The organism is Shewanella hanedai, from assembly GCF_007197645.1.
GTDB lineage: Bacteria > Pseudomonadota > Gammaproteobacteria > Enterobacterales > Shewanellaceae > Shewanella > Shewanella hanedai.
Genome location: NZ_VKGK01000017.1, coordinates 1 through 24,272 on the forward strand (window position 1 = coordinate 1; position 24,272 = coordinate 24,272).

General features: G+C 42.9%; 17 protein-coding genes and 1 pseudogene. 7 read left to right on the forward strand and 11 right to left on the reverse strand.

Translation table 11 applies throughout. From position 1 onward, the window contains the following. A pseudogene (locus FN961_RS14155) lies at positions 1-185 on the forward strand (IS4 family transposase); the annotation flags it as partial. A gap of 54 nt (positions 186-239) precedes the next feature. On the opposite strand, the gene FN961_RS14160 reads toward FN961_RS14155, so the two are convergent. The 3 genes from FN961_RS14160 to ackA form a co-directional block, all read right to left on the reverse strand. Further along, the gene (locus FN961_RS14160) at positions 240-659 is read right to left on the reverse strand and encodes a hypothetical protein (protein ID WP_144040833.1); all 420 of its coding nucleotides are present in this window, start codon (positions 657-659) and stop codon (positions 240-242) included. Between the two features lie 362 nt (positions 660-1,021). Beyond that, positions 1,022-3,172 (reverse strand): phosphate acetyltransferase, encoded by a 2,151-nt coding sequence (gene pta / locus FN961_RS14165; protein ID WP_144040834.1) that lies wholly within the window; start codon positions 3,170-3,172, stop codon positions 1,022-1,024. Between the two features lie 117 nt (positions 3,173-3,289). Then, positions 3,290-4,486, reverse strand: a complete 1,197-nt coding sequence (gene ackA, locus FN961_RS14170; RefSeq protein WP_144040835.1) for an acetate kinase — start codon at positions 4,484-4,486, stop codon at positions 3,290-3,292. A 191-nt stretch (positions 4,487-4,677) separates the two neighbouring features. Between ackA and yfbV the strand changes: the two genes are divergently transcribed. Next, entirely contained in the window at positions 4,678-5,121 is a 444-nt protein-coding gene (gene yfbV, locus FN961_RS14175; protein WP_144040836.1) for a terminus macrodomain insulation protein YfbV, read from the forward strand. 32 nt (positions 5,122-5,153) lie between these two features. Here the strand turns inward: yfbV and pflA are convergent, their stop codons facing one another. The 3 genes from pflA to FN961_RS14190 all read right to left on the reverse strand — a co-directional run bounded on the left by pflA (position 5,154) and on the right by FN961_RS14190 (position 10,756). Beyond that, on the reverse strand, positions 5,154-5,894 hold the full coding sequence (gene pflA, locus FN961_RS14180; protein ID WP_144040837.1) for a pyruvate formate lyase 1-activating protein: 741 nt from the start codon (positions 5,892-5,894) through the stop codon (positions 5,154-5,156). A gap of 414 nt (positions 5,895-6,308) precedes the next feature. Beyond that, a complete protein-coding gene (pflB, locus tag FN961_RS14185) occupies positions 6,309-8,591 on the reverse strand; it encodes a formate C-acetyltransferase (RefSeq protein WP_144040838.1) in 2,283 nt (760 codons plus the stop codon). A gap of 632 nt (positions 8,592-9,223) precedes the next feature. Then, complete coding sequence (locus tag FN961_RS14190; protein WP_144040839.1) at positions 9,224-10,756, reverse strand: DUF3360 family protein; 1,533 nt, start codon at positions 10,754-10,756, stop codon at positions 9,224-9,226. A gap of 922 nt (positions 10,757-11,678) precedes the next feature. Between FN961_RS14190 and focA the strand changes: the two genes are divergently transcribed. Next, positions 11,679-13,163 (forward strand): formate transporter FocA, encoded by a 1,485-nt coding sequence (focA, locus tag FN961_RS14195; protein ID WP_144040840.1) that lies wholly within the window; start codon positions 11,679-11,681, stop codon positions 13,161-13,163. Between the two features lie 34 nt (positions 13,164-13,197). On the opposite strand, the gene FN961_RS14200 is transcribed toward focA, so the two are convergent. Then, positions 13,198-14,088 (reverse strand): LysR family transcriptional regulator, encoded by an 891-nt coding sequence (locus tag FN961_RS14200; RefSeq protein ID WP_144040841.1) that lies wholly within the window; start codon positions 14,086-14,088, stop codon positions 13,198-13,200. Positions 14,089-14,310: 222 nt separating this feature from the next. Here FN961_RS14200 and FN961_RS14205 point away from each other — a divergent pair, with 222 nt between their 5' ends. Then, positions 14,311-14,736 (forward strand): low temperature requirement protein A, encoded by a 426-nt coding sequence (locus FN961_RS14205; protein WP_268241166.1) that lies wholly within the window; start codon positions 14,311-14,313, stop codon positions 14,734-14,736. Positions 14,737-14,767: 31 nt separating this feature from the next. Next, the gene (locus FN961_RS14210) at positions 14,768-15,184 is read left to right on the forward strand and encodes a hypothetical protein (RefSeq protein ID WP_144040843.1); all 417 of its coding nucleotides are present in this window, start codon (positions 14,768-14,770) and stop codon (positions 15,182-15,184) included. A 114-nt stretch (positions 15,185-15,298) separates the two neighbouring features. Here the strand turns inward: FN961_RS14210 and FN961_RS14215 are convergent, their stop codons facing one another. From FN961_RS14215 to ycaO, 4 genes are all read right to left on the reverse strand, one after another. After that, positions 15,299-16,042, reverse strand: a complete 744-nt coding sequence (locus tag FN961_RS14215) for a spermidine synthase (protein WP_144040844.1) — start codon at positions 16,040-16,042, stop codon at positions 15,299-15,301. A 241-nt stretch (positions 16,043-16,283) separates the two neighbouring features. Then, on the reverse strand, positions 16,284-17,366 hold the full coding sequence (locus FN961_RS14220; RefSeq protein WP_144040845.1) for an AI-2E family transporter: 1,083 nt from the start codon (positions 17,364-17,366) through the stop codon (positions 16,284-16,286). 226 nt (positions 17,367-17,592) lie between these two features. Continuing rightward, positions 17,593-18,498 (reverse strand): LysR substrate-binding domain-containing protein, encoded by a 906-nt coding sequence (locus FN961_RS14225; protein ID WP_144040846.1) that lies wholly within the window; start codon positions 18,496-18,498, stop codon positions 17,593-17,595. Between the two features lie 299 nt (positions 18,499-18,797). Beyond that, positions 18,798-20,564 (reverse strand): 30S ribosomal protein S12 methylthiotransferase accessory factor YcaO, encoded by a 1,767-nt coding sequence (gene ycaO / locus FN961_RS14230; RefSeq protein WP_144040847.1) that lies wholly within the window; start codon positions 20,562-20,564, stop codon positions 18,798-18,800. A gap of 497 nt (positions 20,565-21,061) precedes the next feature. Between ycaO and panF the strand changes: the two genes are divergently transcribed. Together panF and yfcC are read left to right on the forward strand one after the other, a co-directional pair. Then, a complete protein-coding gene (gene panF / locus FN961_RS14240) occupies positions 21,062-22,501 on the forward strand; it encodes a sodium/pantothenate symporter (RefSeq protein WP_144040849.1) in 1,440 nt (479 codons plus the stop codon). A 268-nt stretch (positions 22,502-22,769) separates the two neighbouring features. After that, positions 22,770-24,248 (forward strand): putative basic amino acid antiporter YfcC, encoded by a 1,479-nt coding sequence (gene yfcC / locus FN961_RS14245; RefSeq protein ID WP_221936122.1) that lies wholly within the window; start codon positions 22,770-22,772, stop codon positions 24,246-24,248. Positions 24,249-24,272 lie beyond the last annotated feature (24 nt).

A 24,272-nucleotide genomic window follows, 5' to 3' on the forward strand; every position in this document is an offset into this window, starting at 1 on the left:
TGGCTCACATTTTGAGGCTGTTAGTGGGGTTGCCGTACTCGACTCCAGGAGCCATCCCAGGGCAACTAAAGTACTTCTATGATATGGCAGAAAGCCTAATTTTAGAGCCTCGACGAACGAGATCATTTCCTAGGACGGTTAAACGAAGACCTCAGAGATACGCCAGGAATAAAAAATGCCAGTAAGCTTAACTTACCGGCATTAAACCTCTAGGTTGCTATTTTTTTGTCTAGATTAAGTTATCTTTCAGGCAAGATCTCAGCAATCTGCCATTTAATGCCATTCTTGTGAAGTCTGATAGTACGATCATCAATCCAAGGACTTCCCCCTTTCAGACCGTGCATCTTGACGATGACGGTCACATCCTGAGCTGACTTTCTGAAAAAGTCGATATCGATCTCTTCTATCTCAAGTGTCACATTCGTCATGGACAAATTCAGCATGTGTCGCTGAACAGATGAGGCGATATGATAATGCGAAATGACCTCTTTCATCGGGTCGCTAACATAGAGTTGTGCTTTTTTAATGTCTTTATCGACGTATATCGCGGTGAAGAAACCTAATGAGACATCTTCAGGTGACAGGATCGGACCACTTTTTGAGGTGTCAGGACCACAGCCAAAAAGAAAAAACACACAAAATATAGCTATTATTCTCATATACTTGATACAAAGGGAATTTGGATTCAGTATCGCTATTTATGGGGAGGTTGGCAAGTTATTGGCTTAACACTGCTAATCTGTAAAATTTTAATGCTTGACCTAAAGTGTTAAATCAGTCATATCTGAAAGGATAAGTTTTAACTGTTATCCACAAAATCTGTGGACAAGTATGTTGAAGACTAGATGCATAACTTTTAAAGTGCTGTTTTTAAATGATTTATATTGCTGGTTAAAAAGTGACGCATACCTGTTTTTATCAATATTATTCAGTTTATATACAGTAACGTATTCTTTTTGTGCATAAAAAAGCCTGTCATTGACAGGCTTTTTTAGTTTGCTTCATACTAAAGTATGAAGCGTTATTTAGCTTGTTCCGCTTGCGCAGCTTGGATTGCTGTTAGGGCGATGGTGTAAACGATATCGTCAACTAATGCACCACGAGACAGATCGTTAACAGGCTTACGCATACCTTGAAGCATTGGGCCAATACTGATTAGGTCTGCACTTCTCTGTACGGCTTTGTAAGTCGTATTACCAGTATTGAGGTCTGGGAATACGAATACTGTCGCTTGGCCAGCAACTGGGCTGTTTGGTGCCTTAGATAGTGCAACGTTAGGCATAACGGCCGCATCATACTGAAGTGGACCATCGATGATCAGATCAGGACGCTTCTCTTTAGCAATACGAGTTGCTTCACGTACCTTATCAACATCAGAACCTGTGCCTGAACTACCAGTAGAGTAACTGATCATTGCAACACGTGGCTCTATACCAAATGCCGCAGCTGAATCAGCTGATTGGATAGCGATATCAGCAAGTTGGTCAGCATTTGGATCTGGGTTAATCGCACAGTCACCATAAACAAGCACTTGATCAGGCATCAACATAAAGAAGATTGAAGAAACCAAGCTTGAACCTGGTGCAGTCTTGATCAACTGAAGTGGAGGACGAATAGTGTTGGCTGTAGTATTTACCGCACCAGACACAATACCATCGACTTCATTTTGGGCTAGCATCATGGTACCAAGTACCATGTTGTCACAAAGTTGCTCACGAGCAACAACTTCAGTCAGGCCTTTATGACGACGTAGGTCAAGCATTGGCTCAACATAGTTTTCACGTGCGACATCTGGCTCAATAATTTCAACACCTTCACCAAGCGTAACACCTTGCTGTGCTGCAATACGTTCAATCTCTTCACGATTACCAAGAAGCACACACTTAGCGATACCGCGTTCAGCACAGATGCTTGCTGCTTCGATAGTACGTGAGTCATGACCTTCAGGTAGAACAACGGTTTTACGTGCTGCACGTGCCAGTTCAGTCAGCTTGTATCTAAACGCTGGAGGAGACAGTCTGTGCTCACGAGGAGAGTTTTCTGTCGCACTTTGAATCCAGTTTTGATCAATATGACTTGCAACGTACTCTTGGACTTCTTCAATGCGTACCGCGTCATCAACAGGAACTTCATGATCGAAACGTTGGATGTTAAGCGATGTCTGCCAAGTATTGGTGTCAATCAAGAAGACTGGAAGACCAGTTTCGAAAGCTTGCTCACACAGTTCCATGATTTGTGGCTCAGGCTCATAACTACCAGTAAGCAGTAGGGCACCGATTTTAACACCGTTCATGGCGGCAAGGCAGGCTGAAACGATGACATCAGAGCGGTCACCTGAGGTAACCAATAGTGAGTCAGTCTTAATGTGTGTAACCATGTTAGGTAGGCTACGTGCACAGAAAGTGACTTTACGCAGGCGACGAATGTTCATCTCACCAGCGTTAATGATTTTTGCACTAAGGTGCTTAGCAAGATCAGATGCACGAGGTGCAACCAGATCGAGGTTGTAAGGTACGCTGCCTAAAATGCGCAGTGAACTCTTACCTGGAAGTTGGAACATATTCGCTGGATCTGGACGCTGAACATCAGTGTGATCAAAGACTTCAGATAGATCTGGACGCGCACGGCCTTCATTATCAACTGGCGCACCAATTTTGTTGATCATTGCGCCAATAATACGCTTGTTGTTAGTGCCGCCCCATGACTTATGAGCGATCTCTAGGCGATTCATCAGTGCAGTGGCACTTTCATTACCGGGTGTGGCAACAAAGATGATATCGGCATCAAGAGATTTTGCGATAGCGTAGTTGATGTCGCTTGAGAACGGGTGGTTTCTAGTCTGTACTAGGCCTTCAACGACAAGGGTTTCTGTATCGTCAGTACATTCAGTGACACGAGCAATGATCTGCTCCATCAAGACATCAGTCTTATCACCGCGAATTAGCCCTTCAGCATGATCCATCTCAAATGGCTCAAGTGGGTTAACAGTGGGTGACTTACTTAAAATCGTCGTTGAACGCTCTGGTCCGCTATCTTGTGGACGTTGCTGTGCAATTGGCTTGAAAAAACGAACTTTAACACCGTGGTGCTCAAAAGCTCGAACGAGACCTAAACTGATTGAAGTGAGACCGACACCTGTGCCGATAGGGACGAGCATAATATTGCGAGACATAAAAACCTCTGTTTGAAGCTTAGACAGGCGTAGTAATACTACACCGAACTGTATGGTGCAACTCAATAAGAAGATGAGTTTTGGCCTGAAACCCAAAAAGGGTTTCAGGCCAATGTATTACTTCAGAAGACGCATCGCATCTTCTGCAATAACCCACTCTTCATTAGTAGGGATAACCATAGCAACAGTACCTTCGTCGGTAGTGATTTGGCCACCGTTACCGAAACGAGCAGCAGCGTTACGCTCTTTATCTACGTTGAAGTTGAAGATAGCTAGAGAATTAAGTACTTTCTCACGGATTAGGTCAGAGTTTTCACCGATACCACCAGTGAATACTACAGCGTCTAGACGCTCTAGTGGCACAGTGTAAGAAGCGATGTACTTAGCTAGACGGTAGCAGAAGATTTCTAATGCGAGTGTTGCGCCTTTATGACCCTGTTCAAAACCTTCTTCGATGCCGCGACAATCGTTAGTCAGTTCAGATATACCAAGTAGACCACTTTGCTTGTTAAGTACTGACTCAACTTCGTCTAGTGTGTAACCTAAACGGTTAACTAGGTGGAAGATAACAGAAGGATCTACGTCGCCACAACGTGTTCCCATTACCAAACCTTCTAGAGGCGTTAGACCCATAGAAGTATCTACACTCTTACCGCCTTTAATAGCAGTAACAGATGCGCCGTTACCAAGGTGAGCACAAATGATGTTTGTGTCAGCTTCATCTTTACCTAGTGCTTTAGCCGCTTCACGGCTGATGAATAGGTGGCTAGTACCGTGCATGCCATAGCGACGGATAGCATTTTCGCGGTATAGCTTGTATGGAAGCGCGTAGATGAACGCTTTTTCAGGCATAGTCTGGTGGAAAGCTGTATCGAATACGGCGACTTGTGGAAGTTCAGGGAATGAAGCCTGAGCTGCACGAATACCGATCAAGTGAGCTGGGTTATGAAGTGGAGCTAATGCTGCACAATCTTCAATACCGTGGATCACACTTTCATCGATGATTACTGACTGAGTGAATTTTTCACCGCCATGAACAACACGGTGTCCGATAGCATGAATTTGTGATGCGATTTCAGGGTTAGCACCAAGTACATCTTTAACGATAAATTCAACTGCTTCGCGGTGAGCAGAGAAAGCACCTAGGCTAGCTTCTTGTTTAACACCATTGACTTTCCATTTAATCTTAGCGTCTTCTAAGCCAAAACATTCGGCTAGACCTGAGATCTGGTCATCACCTGTAAGGGCGTCGATAATCGCAAATTTTAATGACGAGCTACCGCAGTTAAGTACCAATACCAGTTTATTTGACATCTTTAAAACCTTTTACAATGTAGTGAACGTTTGTCACTGAACAATAATGACTTCATAGGTAAAATCACGAAGCCGCTAGAAGTGCTCTGGGTTCAGAGCGGGGACTGCTGATAAAGCAGCTACAATGCCTTGGGGCTCTATTGCAGCTTGTGCTATTGTAAAAGCAGTATCCCATTCAATCGGTGTAACACTTGAGCATTCAAGCTTTCAAAACGTTGGTTCAAGGTCGTCAATACATGACAACTTGGCCTATGGTCAGAAAACTTAGTTTTTATTTCCCTGAGTATCGCGTTATTCGCGCCACTCAGATTGCTATACCTGTGATGCCAATGCTGGCACTACTGGCTGCAGCGAGTCAGCTGTATATCCATGGTTGGGGATTTCTTCCACAAGCCATTACATTAGCGCTGTTTTTTATTAGCTTACCTATTCAAGGTTTGCTGTGGTTAGGTTGGCGATCTCGCCATCCATTACCCTTATCTTTGTTCGAGTGGTGCGATAAATTGACCACTCAAATGATCGCCAAAGGGATCAGTTGTCGTCCATTAGGACCTAAAGCGTGTTACTTCGACATGGCACTTATTCTCAAAGCGGCATTCGAACGTTTAGACGAAGAGTATTGGGAGGAACTTTAACTAGTACCTTTTAACACTCATCGCCTCAATGCTTAGTAGATGGCGTTTAATCCAGCCTCTACAAAGACTTGTTTAATTTGTTCCATTGTTTCACCCGATGGAGGAGAGATGTCATTAAGCTCATACTTTTCTCCCATCGCTTCCCACTTATGTTTGCCCAACTCGTGATAAGGGAGTAACTCAACCTTCTCGACATTGGTCATAGGCTTAAGGAATTCGGCTAACTTCTTGGCTGAAGCAATATCATCGGTATAACCGCCAACTACAACGTAACGTATCCAGGTTTTTTGCTGGCGCTTATGTAGGTGTTCTGCAAACTGCAACGTGCGGTGATTACTGACCTTAGTGAGGTCAATATGGCGCTTGTCATCAATATGCTTTATATCCAGTAATACCAAATCAGTATTATCGAGCAGCTCATCAATGATAGGGGTATATTTTCTGACAAAACCATTGGTATCGAGACAAGTGTGAATGCCTTCTTTCTTACAAGCTTCAAAAAGAGCTGAAACGAATTCTGCTTGTAATATGGCTTCACCACCACTGGCTGTAACACCACCACCGCTGGATTCAAGAAAAGGGCGGTAGCTGATAATTTGAGACATGAGTTCTTCAACCTGCACCTCGGTGCCGCCGTGTAGATCCCAAGTATCGCGATTGTGACAGTAGAGACAACGCATTAAACAGCCTTGCATAAAAGCGATAAACCTTATGCCTGGACCGTCAACGGTGCCAAAGGATTCCAATGAGTGGATCCGACCAGTTACTGCCATTGTGACTCCATATGTAAATTTGAAATTCCTAATATTGCAGCTTTATATCGATGCGACAATCTTAAGTTTTAAATAAATATACCCAAGCTACCTTAAAATGTTGGTTTCAGAGTTCCCGTAGGATAGCTGAACAAGGCAGTGATAGAGAGAATGGTTATTCCCTTGTTGATATCACAAACGCAGTGCAGTTATTCTACGGTAACTCCCGAAGGGCATAGCGTGAAGCAACATGTTTTTGCGTTATGAAATATTGAATTAGAATAACTAGTCCAGCAATTTCATGCCTTAAACTCTGTCACTTCTCGATATGCTGAATTCCACATTTCGAGATAGTTTGGGTATCGGCTGTACTTTAATCAGTACAGCCTAGTCATAGCCCGTTATTACCTTAATATCTTAGAGATATATTAGGTATTACATACCTTTAGTGAAGGTACGAGTAATAACGTCTTGTTGCTGCTCAGGTGTCAGTGCGTTGAAGCGAACTGCATAACCAGATACACGGATTGTAAGCTGAGGATACTTCTCAGGGTTAACAATCGCATCTTCTAGCATTTCACGGTTCATCACGTTCACGTTTAAGTGCTGACCACCTTCACGGCTATCACTATGGGCGAAATAACCGTCCATTAGTGCCGCTAAGTTAGTGCGACGACCATCTTCATCTTTACCTAACGCGTTTGGCACGATAGAGAAGGTATAAGAGATACCGTCTTGAGCGTGTGCAAACGGAAGTTTAGCAACAGAAGTCAGTGATGCTACAGCGCCTTTCTCGTCACGACCATGCATAGGGTTTGCGCCCGGAGCAAATGGTGCACCAGCTGGACGACCGTCTGGAGTCGTACCGGTTTTCTTACCGTACACAACGTTAGAAGTGATGGTTAAGATTGACTGAGTAGGGATAGCGTTACGGTACATTTTCATGTTACGGATCTTAGCCATAAAGCGTTCTACAAGCTCAGTTGCTAGATCATCAACACGTGCGTCGTTGTTACCGAACTTAGGATAATCACCTTCGATTTCGAAATCGACAGCGATACCGTTCTCGTCACGGATTGGCTTAACTTTCGCAAACTTAATTGCAGAAAGAGAATCGGCAGCGATAGAAAGACCTGCGATACCACATGCCATAGTACGACGAACGTCACGGTCATGAAGTGCCATAAGAGCAGATTCATAAGAGTACTTGTCGTGCATGAAGTGGATAGAGTTCAGTGCAGTCACATATTGTGTTGCTAACCAATCCATCATAGTGTCTAGGCGACCTAGAACGTCATCAAAGTCTAAATACTCAGAAGTGATAGCGTCAAACTTAGGACCGATTTGAGTCTTAAGTTTTTCATCAACACCGCCGTTGATAGCGTAAAGCATAGTCTTAGCTAAGTTAGCGCGTGCTCCGAAGAACTGCATGTGCTTACCTACAACCATTGGGCTTACACAACAAGCGATAGCATAGTCATCTGACTCGAAGTCTGGACGCATTAGATCATCGTTTTCGTACTGGATTGAGCTAGTGTCGATAGACACTTTTGCACAGTACTTTTTGAAGTCTAGTGGTAATTTTTCAGACCATAGAACAGTGATGTTTGGCTCTGGACTTGGACCCATGTTGTACAGGGTGTGCAAGAAACGGAAGCTAGACTTAGTCACCAAAGTACGGCCATCAAGACCCATACCAGCGATTGACTCAGTAGCCCAGATTGGGTCACCAGAGAATAGCTCGTCGTATTCAGGAGTACGTAAGAAACGAACCATACGTAGCTTCATCACGAAGTGGTCAACCATCTCTTGAGCTTGTTGCTCAGTGATTAGGCCACTTTTAAGATCACGTTCGATGAAGATATCAAGGAAGCTTGAAGTACGACCAAGCGACATTGCCGCGCCGTTTTGGCTCTTAACTGCAGCTAGGTAGCCGAAGTAAGTCCACTGAATCGCTTCTTGTGCATTAGTTGCAGGAAGAGAGATGTCGAAACCATAGCTTGCAGCCATTTTCTTCATCTGACCAAGTGCACGATGCTGCTCTGCAATCTCTTCACGAAGTTGCATAGTGTAAGACAAGTCTTCACCAGCTTCGAAGCCTGCTTGAAGTGAACCAAACTGAGCAAACTTATCGGCCATCAAGTAATCGATACCGTAAAGTGCGATACGACGGTAATCACCAATGATACGACCACGGCCGTATGCATCAGGTAAACCAGTCAAAATACCAGACTTACGACAACCCATGATTTCAGGGGTGTAGATATCGAAAACACCTTGGTTGTGAGTTTTGCGTAGTTCAGAGTAAACATATTTAACGTCAGCGTTTAGCTCACGGTCATAGGCTTTACAAGAACTTTCAACCATGCGAATGCCACCATTTGGCAACATAGCACGCTTAAGAGGCGCTTCAGTCTGTAGGCCGACAATGGTCTCAAGCTCTTGCTCGATATAGCCAGCTGCGTGTGAAGTGATGGTTGATACTACTTCAGTATCAAAATCAACAGGTGCGTGAGTCGCGTTTTCCTGCTTGATGCCTACCATGACTTTATCCCAAAGCTGTGTAGTAGCAGGAGTTGCTTCAGCTAGGAAAGTTTCATTACCCTCATAAGGAGTGTAGTTAGCTTGGATAAAGTCACGAACGTTGACTTCAGTTTTCCATTCGCCAGCGGTAAAACCTTCCCACGCGTTAGCAAACTGTTCAGTTTTTTCGGTCATCGTACAAATACCTTTTAGTTGAGATACATGTTATTAGTTATCGACGTTGGCTTTAGAAAGCAAGGGTATCGATATACCAATAGCTAAGTCTTAAAAAGCTTCCTCACAATATTGTCTGGTGGAGGAAACTGGTTTCCGAGTTTGTTAAGACTCGGAGTGATCTGTCGATTTGATACCGATATGAAAATTGTTCCGTTTACGATGAATATCGGTTATCAGTAAATTGGTAAGACCAATTAACCACGTTATATTAACATAAGCAAAAATAGCCTGCATCCTAATACGTTTGGTTTTGGTCGCTAAATTCAAAAACTGTTATCTATGCATCAGTTTTTAACTAAAATAACGTTTGCACCCAAGATTAATGTCAGTTACCAAGACGATGACGAGTCACTTGTGTTGCAAAAATTTAATGCCAATGTAAAAGCTGGTAACAATTGCAAAGTCGAAATTGTTACTGCCTTAACTGAGGAATTATCTCTCTATGCAGATTGTTTATCGTCATCACTAAAACTGATATTAAGTGTTATACGAAACATCATCAGATCAATGCTGAATCAATTGAAGCTGGTTGAACCCATCATTGAGTCGATAACGAAAAGTGAAACTCACTTCTCGTTATCAATGTTTTGTTATAACAGGGCTGGGATCCCAGTGATCATACCGACAGCAAGCATGGCTGCTAAACAGATCACAAAGGCTAAGCCTGGAATAACAATGCGGTCAGCGAATGACAGTGATTTTGCACGTTCTTTGTCGCCGATTAAGCCATTGTTGTCTAAGAACATGGTTAACGCCCATGCCAGTACTGGGTTAGCAACAAAAGAGGCGAAAATACAGATACCCGCAGCCTGACTGTTCTGAGTGTTTTTAACCATCTGCATACCGGCTTCAAGTAGAGGCAAGAACACTCCCACAAGTAACGCGATTGACATGACTGGTTGCCACACCGCGATATCCATTGGGTAACCAATAATCGCGACAACGATACAAAGTAGGCCTAACAAGATTGCACCTGCTGGGATTGGACGCTTTGCCGTTGCAGCAGGGATCATGTAAGTCCCCCAAGATGAAGTGATGTTACCGCCACCCACTGCTGTACCTACTATTTGACGTAAAGAACAGGTCGTCATGGTGTCATCAACATCCATCAAGACTTTTTCAGACCCTTTAGGGTAGTTCAGTTCTTGAAAAATACGGTGTCCCAAGAAGTCAGGTGACCACATTGCCACGGCTAAAATAGCAAAAGGTAAAGATGCAATAAAATGCTCTAGATTCGGTAAGCCTAACTGCCAACCTTGCTCAGTCGAGCCCCACCAGTAAACAGGGTTAAGGTTTGGAATACCTGGTTCAGTTACAAACTGAAGATCCAGTCCTGCACCGAGGCCAAAGGCCATCGCAACCGCAGCAATAGAACAAAGTGGGATCGCCAACCAGCGTTTACCAATCTTTGCCAGGATAGCGTACAAGATCACGTTGGCCAGTAAGATGAAAAAGGCGACATAACCTAAGCTGTAACCGAGGTCATGCTTGGCTTGTAAACTTCCCGCCCATTCAAATAGTGAGCTGATTTGTCCCTCTGCGCCCATAAAGCCAAGGAAAACAAGTAAACCGCCGGCGACACCGCTGCTGGTGAGGTTCACTAAACGAGAACCGCCTTTGAGGTAGCTTAATATCAGACCAAACATACCCAATAAGATAGCCAGCGCCAACGGGTGTGCTCCAGCCAGTGCGATTGCACCAATCAGTGGGATCATTGGACCGTGGTTGCCAGCCAAGTTAGCTTTAGGGTTGAGGAACCCAGAGCTGATGATACAGAACAATAGCGCAGGGATAAGCATCTCTACACGTACAACCTGAGTCGCAAACTCTGCACCAAGGTTTACATGCTCCCATCTCTCGCTAAGACCTGCCGCCCATGCCGCCATAACCGCAGAGTACATCACGGTAATACCGATCGTTCCCGCAATGGCAGGGACAAGATCTTCCCATTCAAATCGGAAGTCTCTTCCTGGCAGGTTAAGTCTCCAACGCCTAGGCTTCATGATTTTTAGTTCATTGTCTAAGTACTCTTCACGAGTAGCAAACTCAGACACTGGACGATGAAGCTCTTGGTATGATTTTGTGGAGTCTTCGTTCTGTTGGTTTTTCACTGTTTCTGACATATTTTCTCATTCTCCGAGAAGAACATAGTGATTCATCTAATGTGATGACAACTTATAATGATCTTTGAGTGTTAGCTTGAATATGACGAACCAATTGGCTGCATTATTCATTGAGGTTAAGAACCTGCAAATGTGGTTCAGGATCTAAAGATGATCCGGCCAACGATGCTGTTGTTTCCTCTAACAATCTCTACTTAATTGGTAAGACCAATTTACCTCATAAATTTTAACACAGAGAATGAGCTTCTTCATCAAGTATCAATATTGTTGAATCAGGTGTTTTAGGTATTTGAGACCCACTTAACAACTTATACAGAGATCGCTAAACAAATACCGCCTCGGCACATATATTGCGTTGTTTATCGATCACGTATTGCTGCATATGTGTGGAGCAAGTAGCGAATCTGGCTGTGAGTTGAGATCTATCGGTCTTTTATGCTTTTCTAAAGGTATATCACAACATGCTAATCTATCGGTGTGATTGTGATCACGCTTTGAGCGATATTTACCACTAGGCGGCTAACAATTACTTTAATGGGTTTCATTTGTACTTATATGTTTGGTCATCATCAATTTTCCTTATAACAGACCAATACTCGGTAATTTAGCCATTACTTTGTGAGCGAGCATTACCACTCATAAACAGAACGAATTTGACGGAGAAAATTCAATAATAAGAGGATACGTAAAAGTTGTTACTTTACAATCACTTAGATTTTTATGGCTTTATTCTGTGATTTAACATTCTGAAACATTCACTTTTTCGTATCAAGTAATTTGATACTCACCATAATAATTATCAAATTTTATTAGCTCATATTTCTCGTTATCTTGTCAGCACAAAATAACAAGCTGAAGATACAGAGAGATATATACAAATGAAAAACAATAGATTACGACGTCTTCACCTGGATGATGACAAATGACGTCTACGAATAAGGTGAGTGAGTTATTGCCGGCTCATTCTCTCCATAAAGCAGTGGACACACCAAAACCAGTGCAGGCGAGTCTATATCAACAAGCCGAGCATTATGGGGAGTCAAAAGTCATTAAGGCGACCTGGCAATCTTTTGGTCTAGCCACTTTCGCAGGGGCTTTCATAGCGCTTGCTTTTGTCTTTTTTATCACTGTAACGACAGGGAACGATGGCAGTTCTTGGGGGTTAGTCCGTCTCGTGGGAGGCTTAGCCTTCAGTTTAGGTTTAATGCTCGTGGTGATATGTGGTGGAGAGCTTTTTACCAGTACTGTATTAAGCAGCGTAGCGTGGGCCCAAAAACTGGTGACAACACCGGACCTTATCAAATGTTGGTGCCGAGTATACGCAGGGAACTTGTTAGGCGCGATGATCATGCTGGCGTTGATAATGTCTGCGCGTATGCATGAGCTCGATGGCGGTCAATGGGGGCTCAACGCACTGCAGATCGCCCAGCATAAGCTTCATCACGGATGGATGCAGGCTTTTGTGCTCGGTATTTTGTGTAACATGTTGGTGTGCTTAGGTGTTTGGATGACCTTTGCAAGCAAAGACGCGCTGACTAAAGCGATTCTACTGATGTTGCCAGTAGCCATGTTTGTCAGTAGTGGTTTTGAGCACAGCATTGCAAACCTATTTATGGTGCCTTTAGGGATCGCGATTTCTCAATTTGCTCAACCTGAGTTTTTTACCTCATTGGGTATCAATTCTGCACAGTTTGCTGATCTAACCTTGAGTCACTTTATCTTCAACAACCTTATTCCTGTGACCTTAGGCAATATTGTGGGTGGCGGTGTGTTTGTTGGCTTAGGTTATTGGCTTATAGAAAAGTCAGTACCGGCTGTTCAAGTTCCTTCTGCCCACAGTGTTCCACAATTTGAAATCTCTGCACAAATATACCCGTTATTACCCTCTGGAGTATCGATAAAAATGCCAAAAATAATTCAAAAATTACGTGTACAAGATCTGATGGACACCAACCCGCTAACCATCTCAGCTGAGCTGTCTGTCTATGCTGGCTTGACCTTACTTGCCGATAACGATTGCAGAAGTGCACCAGTATTAGATGAGCAAAAGCGTTTACTGGGTTTTATATCGCAACAAGACTTACTTCGTAGTTTATGGTCTGAAGAGTTTGCCAGAGGCGTATCTTATAAAGTCAGTGACCTGATGCAGAAAGAGGTCATGACGTTGTCACCATTAGATCCCGTGGCTGAATTGATTGAGTTAATGGTTGTAGATCGTAATAAGCTATTCCCTGTTAATGAAAATGGGATATTAACTGGCAATACCTTCACCAGTTATGAAGAGAGATTGCGTTGTGCTTCAGCCGATAAACCTAGCATGTTCCCTGTATTGGATAAGGGAGTATTGTGTGGCGTGATCACCCGTGATGCGATTGCCAAAAAGGTATGTGATATCTATAAGGTATAGGCGTAAATCTTGCCAGCTAGCCTTGAAATGAAGGCTAGCTATGCTTTAAGTTTTCCCTCAAATAATCAATTAATAACTTTACCCTGATTGGAATTCGGTCCCGAAGTGGGTAGAGTATTTTTAAAGGAACATCTGTAGAGCTATAGTCAGGCATTACTCGAACAAGCGTTCCATTATCAATGTGTTCGTTTACCATCCAAATCGGCAGTTCAGCAATGCCAATTCCGTTGATAACTCCCGCCAGTATTGCATCACCATTGTTACTCGAAAGGTTACCGCTAACATGTATGTTTTGAATCTTTTTATCTTTGGTTAAAATGAGTTTTTTGGCTGGTTTTAGTAATGTGTAATTAATAAAATTATGTTGTTCTAAGTCTTTAATAGTAATTGGAGAACCGTGCTTCTTTACATATTCAGATGAGGCTACGAGTTGCAAAGGGTTATTACACAGGCTTAATGCTATGAGAGAGGAGTCATCAAAATTACGACTTGCCCTTATTGCAATATCAAATGAATCAGAAATCAAATCTTCTTGTGTATCACTGAGGATTATTTCAATTTTAATATCGGGATGTTTTTTGTAAAACCCAGGAAATAAAGGCACCAACACTCTTGATGAAAAGGGGATAGGGGCTGTGATTTTCACACTTCCTTTGTCAGAGTTTTGATTGCTACGTAATATGTACTCAATATTATCTATGTCGGCTAACGATGACTTGCATTGTTTGTAGTATATATTTCCATCATCAGTCACAGATAGCTTGCGGCTGTTCCTGTTAATCAATTGACAGTTTAGCTCGACTTCCAAAGCTAACACTTTTTTACTTACAGATGCTTGAGTTATGTTTAGTTCATTAGCGGCATCTGTGAAACTCTTCGTTCGTACAACTGCTTCGAATGCACGCATCGCACTTAATTTATCCATATCATTCCATTATAGAATACTATCTATTCGTATTAGGTCTTTTCATTTACATTTCCAGAACATATAGTAGTTAACACTAGATAGCTAATTAAATGCAAAACATTATTTTGGTATATTTCTTTAAAGTTATCTCTTGTTCTATTTTGTTCTATCTTGTTTATTTCGTGTTCATAAAGTGAACAGGTAGATGCGTGTGTTGTTTAATTAAATATTAACGACTATCTGGTTTATTTTAAATTCTATTTTGATGAACATGAGCATAAAAGACTACAGTATTCCAATAGAGGCTATATGTGGTCTTACGGTCATATTTTGGTGTTCATCTCAATCAGTACTGTCGGTGCAGCCCTTGAGGTGATGAATGATAAAATTGGTGGTCATGCAGAGGTTAGTTTACACGTTGTAAATGCTATGGTTGTGGTACCTACGGCCATTTTCATGGTGTCAATGTGGTTGCTCAATGATCTGTTTTCGAAGCGAAGTTTCGAGGCTAACTTACTCTATCCAGCCGCGGCAATGTTGGTATTAACGACACCATTTTTTGAGTATGGCACCTTCGCTGTGGGACTTTTACTGTTATTAACGTTAGCCATTAGGCTGAAAATGGATACTGCTAGCTCACCGACTGAGTATGTGACTAATTTATAAAAAAATCGATTATATAAATGAGGATTAAATAATGAATAACAAAAATGATCAGACAAAAAAATTCTTACCTATTTGGGTATGGGCTGTCGTGATGATACAGATAGCGCTAGTGCTTTTATTTTCTGTGGGTACCGCGATAAACCCTGGTGATTTTATCCCTAACGTGACTGAATTAAACTATGTTACGCAGCTGTATATCACGAGAAATGTAACAGTGGCATTAGGAGTGATCATTGCGTTACTGTTAAAGTCCCATAAAGCCCTTTTTGTCATGTTAATAGTTAGAGTATTGACGGACATATCCGATGTCATAACCGTGTATGCACTTAATGTAGAAGTGATTAAATCGAGTGTACCAATGGTATTGGTCTTACTTATTATTCCCGCACTACTTGCCGTTATGTATCTGTGGAAAGTGGTCAAAAATGAACAAGATGTGACTGCGTAGTAAGAGCGCTTCAGTTGAATGAAAGGTAAGTTTTGGGTTCAAAACTTTTACTTACCTTTCAAGCGTCGATAGTGGCTTAGCGGTCTTATTCACTCATGATGCCTTGTGAATCCGTTAAAGTAATTTGACGTAACTCTCCATCTGAATGTTCATTTTCTCTTGTAAGTATTGACCTTTTGTCTGCAGTGTTTCTGTTTCTATCAAAGGAATGTCGTTTTTGAAGGCGAGTACGATGGTGTTTTCATTATCGACCTCGAAACTGAGTAGTCGATTTTCAAATTCGACTGTGAGCAATTCATCTAATTTTTTTCGTAACGTAAGTGCCGTATGGCAGATGTTGAGCACCAGAACGCCATGATCACTCAGGGCATTTTTACAATCGCGTAAGAAGGATAACTGTACTTGATTTGGCTCCATACCTTGAGCGTTGTATAGATCTGAAAAGATGATATCGCTTTTTATGTCAGTGTTGTTCATATAGTTAGCAGCATCACCTATATGAATGATGAGTCGTTCTGTGTCAGGTAAGTAAAAATATTTCTTGGCTGCCTTAACCACTGCTTCACGGTGTTCTATTGCGTATACATTCAATTCACTGAAACTAGCGAGTAGCTTCTTTGCAATTGAACCTGCGCCCAGCCCCATTATAGTGGCTGTCTTGATGACGGGGATAAACAATAATCCTGTCATCATGGCTTGTGTATAACCAAGCGCTAACCCATTAATGTCATTTAATTTCATGTAACTTTGATAGATTTTTCCATCAAAGCTAAGGATCCGACTGGTTCTGGTTTGATAAACATGGACAGGGCCGTGTTCATCGACTGTTGTTGAGATACAGTGTCCGTTAATATCCATGGTATTTTAAACATCGCTTAAATACGAGGAAAGAGTAGAGCATCATAACGGATAAACGGGGCGGGTCTTTGTTTGTTTTCGTTTAAGCTTTACCATTGAGATGATTTTACAGAGATTAACGCCTATTTACACTCCGGTTAAACTTGTCGAAGAAGTGTCCTGTTATGTTTTATGCCCATGAAACTATTGGTAACAAGGGCATATTGATCTGGCCGTTAAAGTGAGTTTGTTCTCGGATAAGTTATTCTTTATTTTGTTGCTCTAAAAAGCCCTCAAACTCCACTTCATATAATTTAAACAAGACTAAGGTCACGGCAAAAACGATTGGACCATAAATTAAGCCGATTAAACCAAACAACTGTAATCCGCCGAGTAAAGAGAAAAACAGCAGCAGGGTGCTCATGCCCGTATTACCTTGCATTAACCACGGCCTGAGGAAGTTATCAATGGAACCGACGACAACGACCCCCCACACTATTAAGAATGTTCCCCACTGCCAGTCCCCAGTTAAGAACAAGTAAATTGACGCTGGGAGCCAAATCATGGCGGTGCCGACGAAGGGAATAAAGGATGCAAACGCCATCATGCTCCCCCAGAATAAACCTGGGAAACCTGCCAGTGCCATAGCAATACCACCGAGAACGCCTTGGGCTAAAGCAGTCAGTAATGAGCCTAACACCGCCGATTTAGCCACCATGCCCACTTCATTTAAAATGAGGTCTTCTTGGGAGCGTGATAACGGAATGATGTGTCGTAGATTATCGATTATTTTGTCTTGATCTCGTAAAAAGAAGAACAACACAAATAACATCAAAGAAAAATCTAAAATCGTATCGGCCAGATCACCAACTAGACCTGTACTTGCTCCTATCAAACTGCTGCTCAGTGCCGTGGCTGTTGATGCAGCGCGTTGGACAAACTCATCGGGTTTAATGGTGTCAAATGGCAACCATTTATTTAATAAGGTAATACCACTGTGGATCCAAGGGTGAGCAAAGAAAGCTTTTGCGCCACCTTCTGTCAACCATTGATAGGCATTACTCATGAAATTGATGCCTTGATCCATAATGGCTGCAGTGACCAGCAATAATGGAATTAACACCATCACGGTGACTAATGTACATGATAATGCAGAGGCCATATTGGGACTGGCGGGCATTTTATGTTGAACTCGCGCATGAATGGGCAAAAACAATAGGGAGACGATAAACCCGAGTACAATAGAACCTAAGTAGGGGGCTATGAGTAAGTAGCAGGCATAGATGGCTACCGCTAAGGAGAGCATCAATACCAGGTGTCGCGGTTTTAGTTTCAGGCTGTTCATCAACAAAACTCCAGAACAAATGAAGGTGAATCATTTGGGGACAGAATTAAATCATGGCTACCCACTTGCCACAAGTTAATTAGACCACTTAGTTGTCCCAAAACACTTGCTAGAAGACGATAGTTTTTACGTTGTTAACAGAGGGGACTTAGATGCTTGAGCAAATATACTTTTTTAAAAGGATGGCCCGATAAGTCGTTAAACTCATCGGGTAGGCTAGATTCGATTATTTCTTCATTTGTCGATTGCGGCTTAGTCGTCTTGCTTCAGTGATAATGCAATCACGCAGCGGGTTTTCACCTGAGTCGGCACGCCAAATAAACGACAGATGGCGTTGCATGTTCAGTTGTGGCGTTTGTAAGATAACCAACTCACCGTTCGCGACCTCTTTTTCCACATCAAGGAAGGGTAAGCTGCTGATGTATTGTCCATGCTTAACAAGGGACTTTAATACTGAGACCTGTTCATACTCTTTCCATACATTGAGCTTCTCGATAATGCCATGAATGGCGCCTTCGAATATTCGTCTGGTTCCAGCCCCTTGCTCCCGTAAAACCCATTTTGCTTGCTCGAGTTGCGATAAACTGGTCATTTCACATTTAGCATAGGGATGGTGAGGGGAGGAGAACACCACTAAATGATCATCAATCCAACGTTCTTGATGCAATCGAGTGTCATCATTTCTGCCCTCTATAATACCAAGGTCAAACTCATAGTTGAGTAAGCCATCAATGACATTTTCGGTGTTTTCGACCATGAGATCGATTCTTAACTCGGGAAAATCAGTATCAATTTTGCTGATTAGTTCGGGGATCAAATGCTCCGCTGCGGTTTGGCTTGAACATAACCTAAACTTTCCGCTGATAAGGTGTTGTTCGTGAAGGCCTAATTCAATATGTTGGGCATCTTGTAGTAAACGCCTTGCCTTAGGGCGTAGCCAGTTCCCCCAGTGGCTTAATGTGAGCCTATTCCCCTGACGGATAAAGAGTGGTCGCCCTAGCAAATTTTCTAACTGACCCAGTGACATACTGACTGCCGATTGTGTCATCGATAACTTTCTGGCGGCAGCACTCACACTTTCCATGCTCGCTACGGCGTCAAAAACGGTGATCTGCTTGAGTGAATACTTCATCGACTCCCTTTGGCTTCCCTATATCAAAATAACAACAATGAAAACTATCAATTTAATTGATAAGCGTATGTTTTTGATTTTAGAGTGTAGATATGGGCTTAACAAGCAGAGTTGATGATGGTGTAACAGAAGTTAGAGCAGTCTCACCCTTTTTAGGTAGATAGAGGTTTCTTTAAGTTTTTCTTCTGTATTATCTATAGGTTATAAGAGGCTGTTTTTCGTGGTCAATAAAAAAGAGCGCGATGTGATCGCACTCTTTTCAGCATTTTTCAAATGTTAATACTTAGTCTACAGAAGGACTAAACATCCCACTTAGTATATTTAGCTTTGGCTTTTTGCAACTTGTCATAGGCGACAAGTAGGCTTTGATGCTTCTTAAAGCTGAGTAATTCATTCACAGATTTAAGATCATAGCCTTGTGCTTCATTTGAGACGTGAAGCTTTGCTTCGTTATAATCGGTCTCAGTAAACATGCGCTTGAGTTTAGCTTCATACTGGTCAAGATCTTTACCGTCTAGCTCAATATTAATGATGGCCATCACTGCATGATAGAAACGCAGACGTTTCTGTTGAGCTGGGGTTATCCCACCGGCATTAAAGTCAGTCGTCCATTGTGCCCATTCGTAGGCAGATTCAAGATCATTAAGGGCTAAGTTGAGTAAACATTTGAACTCGCCCATTCTCAGTGTTGCCCAAGGTGTATTTGCATCGACGCCTAGACCTAACAACTGATCCAGTGGTTGGAACTCATCGAGATCGAGTTGATCGACAGTGTCTAAAATAGATTGAGTTAGCTCAACATCACTGCTGTCATTTAGCCATTGCTGGATCATGGCGCGAAGTGCCATACCGCGGTTATTGTTAACCCAAGTCAGCTCATAAACGGGGTAAATTTCAGAGTAACCAGGAACAAGCACGCGACATGCATAAGTGCCGAGGTGCGCGTAATCTGCAATGTAGACTTCAGCGCCGAGTTTATGGAATTGGCCTAAAAGTTGAGCGTATTCCTCTTCGGTTGTGCCAGTGAAGTTCCAATCAACAAATGGGAAATCAGCATTTTCTTTAAACATATCCCATGAGATAAGCCCTGAAGAGTCGATGAAGTGAGTTTCAAGGTTGGTATGCTCAGCCACTTCGTCGTTATCAAAAGACGGGCTAGGGAAGATGTCGAGATCCTTAAGACTACGGCCTTGAAGAAGTTCAGTTACGGTACGCTCTAAAGCGATTTCAAACCTTGGGTGTGCACCGAAAGATGCGAAACACCCGCCATTTTCTGGATTGAACAACGTGACACAGATAACGGGGTAATCGCCACCTAATGAGGCGTCAAAGCAGGTGATTGGGAAGCCTTGTTTTTCAAGCTCATCGATTGCAGCAACCACTTTGGGAAAACGATTCACGACTTCTGCTGGAATTTCAGGAAGCGATATCGCGTCTGCAATGATGCGGTTTTTAATGTAACGCTCAAAACACTCTGAAAGTGCCTGCGTGCGCGCTTCAGTCTGGCTGTTACCCGCAGACATGCCATTGCTGACAAACATGTTGCCAACGATATTCATTGGAATATAAGTGAGCTCACCGTCAGATTGACGTGTAAAAGGCAAGCTACATACGCCGCGCTCAGGGTTACCAGATTGAATATCAACAAGACCTTCTAGCGTGACTTCGCCTTCAGGATCGTAGTGATCCCATAAGGCTTGGTTCATCATGCCTTCTGGACGAGTGTTGTCAGAAACTGGGAACCATTTTTCATTGGGGTAATGAACAAAGTCGCTGTTTGCCACTTTGTCACCTAAATGGAAATCGGCGAAGAAGTAATTACAGGCTAAACGTTCGAAGTATTCACCCAGTGCGCTTGCAAGTGCAGCATCACGGCTAGCGCCTTTACCATTGGTAAAGCAGGCGGGGCAGTTACGGTCACGGATGTGCACAGACCAAACATAAGGTACTGGATTAAGCCATGAGGCTTCCTCTATATCAAAGCCCAGATCAACGAGTCTTTGTTGCATGGTGGCGATAGATACTTCGAGTGCTTCGTCTTTACCTGGAATGTAGGTGTGGTTCATTACTGCCTCTATAACAAATTGGGAATACTGGTCATTTTTGTGACACCAAGGTGTTAAAAAATGTGATTGCTGAGATCAAGTCCGCAATTGTATAGATAAGGTGGCCAAAGTGGAAATTTGAGCCGTGTGTTTTGAAGAATTTAGTGGGATTTTATGGATATTGATGATAACTATCGGTGATTAGCTTCTCAACTGAACGCTAAGATGGAGAAAGTGCTTATCCGTCGGGGGCAATTCTGCGGATTAGCCCTAGCCTGTGCACTGGCTTTAGGTATAAAATCTGCCATCTGATTTATTTTCCACATTACTTTTTATGTCCTCACTGTCTAAAACTGCACTGATGCTGACTTTAGGTTATTTTATCCTATGGTGTGCAGGTCCTCTCTTTATCGATAAAACTTGGGTGTTGTTCGGACTGCCAGTCTGGTTTTGGTTCTCCTGTATTTTAGCGCCACTCGTATTGATTTTATCTCTTGTTATTTTTGTGGGAAGAGATCATGACTAACTTACTTCCAGTGCTAATCTATTTAATACTCAGTCTTGTGATTACCCGTTGGTGGAGCAGTCGAACATCTGATACAGACTCTCTTCATCAAGATAAAGCGAAGCGCTTTTTTATTGGTGGGTCATTTCTCAATGGTCCCATGTTGGCACTGACTCTAGTTGCCACATATACCAGCGCCAGCTCCTTTATTGGTGGACCCGGCGCAGCATATCAAATGGGGCTTGGTTGGGTGTGGCTAGCATTAATACAAGTGCCGGTTGCCGTATTAACATTAGGCGTTTTAGGCCCTAAATTTTTAGCCATGCGCGAACAACAGCATGCAACCTTAATTGAATGGCTCGACAGCCGATTTCAACATGCGTGGTTGAGTCGACTGGCCATTGCGAGTTTGGTCATGGGTTTTATCGCCATGATCGCAGTACAGTTCATTGGTGGCGCTCGCCTATTTTCAGGGGTTAGCGGAATAAGCTATGAAATAGGGTTAGGCCTATTTGTATTAACGGTACTGGCTTATACCTTGACCGGTGGTTTTAGGGCGGTGGTGTTAACTGATGTTTTGCAAGGGGTGGTGATGCTGGCAGGCTTAATACTCCTGTTCGTCACTATTTTATCTCAGGGAACCTTGCCCGAGCTCATGGCAAAGGTGAATGACCATTCTCCTGAGATGCTTAGTCCTCATGGGGTTAATGATTACCTTGGTTGGCCAATGATGCTGTCGTTTTGGGTACTCATCTGTTTTGGCACCATGGGGTTACCTCACACCTTAGTACGCTTACTGGCGGTTAAAGACAGTCATTCACTTAAACGTGGCATGGTGTGGGGAACGATAATTTGTTTCCTCATGACCCTGCTGCCGCACTTGTGTGGAGTCTTGGGACGTGCGATTTATCCTGATCTGAGCGTGCCCGATGAGATAATGCCTAAATTAATTTCCGGTCTATTCACTCCATTTTGGGCTGGGGTGTTACTTGCAGCGCCCATTGCTGCGGTGATGTCGTCAGTTGATTCCATGTTACTGCAGTCGGCAGTAAGCCTTGTCCGTGACGGTGTTGTTAAACGCTGTCCTAATTTAAATGCGTTACAGCAGGTCAAACTAACCCGAGTGAGCATGTTGCTCATTACCATTGTTGCGACCTATTGGGCGATTAAGCCTCCTGAGATGATTGTCTGGATCAACTTAGCGGCATTTGGTGCCCTGCAGGCGGTATTTCTATGGCCGATAATAGCGGGTGTATTCTGGAAAAACATCAATGGTAATAGTGCATTTTTCGCAATGATATCAGGGCTGCTTAGCTACCTAAGCTTACAGTTAAATGCACCGCTAATTTGGCATGTTCATCCCATCGTACCAGCCTTAGCCTTGTCTTTATTTGTGATGCTACTATCCCATGTTATTAGTACAAAAATGCCCCAAAAGGCGCTTGATAGTTAGCTCTATGTCATAACTAACACGATGAGACTCATTATTTTAATATTGATAGGCTTAGACTGTCGATTGGTGAGTTTCATTGTGTTTAACAGCCTCATAGTTAGCGTTATTTTCTTGATGCAAATCTATAAAATGATATGTAATTAGTTTATATTTGCAGCCATATAATAATTAGAATGGCCCAAGCATGAACACGCAAATCCCTTTATCGCAAGATGGACCACCAGAGCCCTCATTAGAAACGCCAATAACTCAGCCAAAAACTTGGCAGATGCCCGATACGTTAGTCCTCATCTTTTTTGTCGCAGTCGCAGCGGCTTTACTTACTTATATTGTGCCAACGGGCTCGTTTCAAACCCAAGACGTTAACTACCTTGTTGACGGGGTTGAAAAAAGTCGCAGTGTTATCGATCCAACTTCATTTAGCTATGATCTTGACGATAACGGTGATCCCAAGCTTGCCCCTGTCGGTTTATTTGAGGGCAATGGCGGCGCTGGTTTTTTTAATTTCGCGTTTGAAGGGTTAGTCTCTGGTTCTAAATGGGGCAGTGCCATTGGTGTCATCATGTTCATGTTGGTGATCGGTGGCTCTTTTGGTGTCGTGATGGCAACGGGCACCATCGATAACGGGATATTAAAGTTAATTGATAGAACTCGTGGCAATGAATCGCTATTCATTCCTGTTATCTTTGTGCTGTTTTCACTGGGCGGTGCAGTATTTGGCATGGGAGAGGAGGCTATTGCGTTTGCGATTATCATCTGCCCGTTAATGATACGACTTGGTTATGACGGGATCACCACGGTAATGGTCACCTATGTGGCGACTCAGATTGGATTTGCTAGCTCTTGGATGAACCCTTTTAGCGTTGCGATTGCTCAAGGAATTGCTGGTATTCCTGTACTGTCTGGCTCAGGTGTACGTGTCGTGCTTTGGTTCGGTTTCACCCTCATCGGGCTTATTTTTACGATGCGTTACGCTAACAAGGTTAAGCACCAACCAACACATTCATTTAGCTATCACAGTGATGCCTACTTTCGAGAAAACCAGAGTAAAGCAAGCTTAGACAGTCGATTTAATCTTGGTGATATTCTGGTTATAGCAACGATTGTAGCAACCATCATCTGGGTTATTTGGGGGGTTGTGTCTCAAGCGTGGTTTATCCCTGAAATAGCCAGTCAGTTTTTTACCATGGGGATCGTGATTGGCATCATAAGTGTCATCTTTAAACTCAATGGGATGAAGGTGAACGATGTCGCTGTAAGTTTCAAGCAGGGTGCTGCTAATATGCTGGAGCCTTGCCTTTTAGTCGGCTGTGCATCCGGTATTCTGATCTTATTGGGTAATGGCGGACCCAGTGAGCCTAGTGTGCTTAACTCCATTTTAAACAGTGCTGGAAACCTAATCGGTCAGCTACCTAATGCGCTTTCTGCTTGGTTTATGTTGGTTTTCCAAACCGTTTTTAACTTCTTTGTGACCTCAGGATCTGGCCAAGCAGCGTTGACCATGCCATTAATGGCACCGCTTGCAGATATTGTCGGTGTCACAAGACAAGTTGCAGTATTGGCATTCCAGTTAGGCGATGGTTTCTCTAATGTATTGGTACCGACATCGGCCTCGTTAATGGCAACATTAGGGGTGTGTCGTGTTGATTGGGGAGACTGGCTTAGGTTTATCTGGCGATTTATGTTGGCATTATTTGTAGTGTCTAGCCTTGTGGTGGTAGGGGCTCATTATATGGGCTTTAACTAACCCAAAAATCAACCAACCAAGAAA

What these genes read in the sequence shown, in the direction of transcription:
- yfcC (WP_221936122.1), top strand. Translation starts at nt 22,770, where the DNA reads ATGCCCGATACGTTAGTCCTCATCTTTTTTGTCGCAGTCGCAGCGGCT.
- FN961_RS14220 (WP_144040845.1), bottom strand. Translation starts at nt 17,366, where the DNA reads ATGAACAGCCTGAAACTAAAACCGCGACACCTGGTATTGATGCTCTCC.
- focA (WP_144040840.1), top strand. Translation starts at nt 11,679, where the DNA reads ATGACGTCTACGAATAAGGTGAGTGAGTTATTGCCGGCTCATTCTCTC.
- panF (WP_144040849.1), top strand. Translation starts at nt 21,062, where the DNA reads ATGACTAACTTACTTCCAGTGCTAATCTATTTAATACTCAGTCTTGTG.
- ycaO (WP_144040847.1), bottom strand. Translation starts at nt 20,564, where the DNA reads ATGAACCACACCTACATTCCAGGTAAAGACGAAGCACTCGAAGTATCT.
- ackA (WP_144040835.1), bottom strand. Translation starts at nt 4,486, where the DNA reads ATGTCAAATAAACTGGTATTGGTACTTAACTGCGGTAGCTCGTCATTA.
- pflA (WP_144040837.1), bottom strand. Translation starts at nt 5,894, where the DNA reads ATGGCAGTAACTGGTCGGATCCACTCATTGGAATCCTTTGGCACCGTT.
- pflB (WP_144040838.1), bottom strand. Translation starts at nt 8,591, where the DNA reads ATGACCGAAAAAACTGAACAGTTTGCTAACGCGTGGGAAGGTTTTACC.
- FN961_RS14210 (WP_144040843.1), top strand. Translation starts at nt 14,768, where the DNA reads ATGAATAACAAAAATGATCAGACAAAAAAATTCTTACCTATTTGGGTA.
- FN961_RS14215 (WP_144040844.1), bottom strand. Translation starts at nt 16,042, where the DNA reads ATGGATATTAACGGACACTGTATCTCAACAACAGTCGATGAACACGGC.
- FN961_RS14190 (WP_144040839.1), bottom strand. Translation starts at nt 10,756, where the DNA reads ATGTCAGAAACAGTGAAAAACCAACAGAACGAAGACTCCACAAAATCA.
- pta (WP_144040834.1), bottom strand. Translation starts at nt 3,172, where the DNA reads ATGTCTCGCAATATTATGCTCGTCCCTATCGGCACAGGTGTCGGTCTC.
- FN961_RS14160 (WP_144040833.1), bottom strand. Translation starts at nt 659, where the DNA reads ATGAGAATAATAGCTATATTTTGTGTGTTTTTTCTTTTTGGCTGTGGT.
- FN961_RS14200 (WP_144040841.1), bottom strand. Translation starts at nt 14,088, where the DNA reads ATGGATAAATTAAGTGCGATGCGTGCATTCGAAGCAGTTGTACGAACG.
- FN961_RS14225 (WP_144040846.1), bottom strand. Translation starts at nt 18,498, where the DNA reads ATGAAGTATTCACTCAAGCAGATCACCGTTTTTGACGCCGTAGCGAGC.